Raw genomic sequence first — 576 nt, forward strand, 5'->3', positions numbered from 1 at the left:
GCCGACGCCGCGCGCTATCAGCGCGTGCGCCAGCCGGTTGGCGCGGGCGTTCAGCTGGGCGTAGCTCAGGCTTTCCGTTCCGCTCACCAGCGCGGTGGCGTCCGGCGTGCGGCGTACCTGCTGCTCGAACAGCGCCGCCAGCGTCTGATCCAGCGGGTAGTCACGCTCGGTGCGGTTCCAGCCATGCAGCAGATGCTCCCGTTCGGCGAGCGGCAACAAATCGATATGGGATACTGACCGTGGGCTATTCAACGTCATCGCCCGCAGCGCCTGTACCAGGTAAACGCCGTAGCGTTCGGCGGTGGCGCGATCGAACAACGCCGTGGCGAAGTTCAGCGTACCGCTGATGCCTTCGCCGGTATCGGCCAGATCGAGCGTCAGATCAAACTTCGCCGCGCTGTATTCCAGCCCGGCCAGCTCGGCCTGCAGCCCAGGCAGCGGAATATCGCGCACCGAGCCGTCCTGCCAGGCCAGCATCACCTGGAACAGCGGGGTATAGCCCAGGTGGCGCGGCGGATTGACCAGCTCCACCACCTGCTCGAACGGCAGATCGCGATTTTCCCGTGCCGCCAGCAC

At 66.3% G+C, this 576-nt stretch carries 1 protein-coding gene; it reads right to left on the minus strand.

From position 1 onward, the window contains the following. Positions 1–576 (minus strand): condensation domain-containing protein (locus AC4PR2_RS29575; RefSeq protein ID WP_492176134.1); only part of this gene is annotated, 576 nt, incomplete at both ends.

This window comes from Serratia sp. A07, from assembly GCF_058725505.1.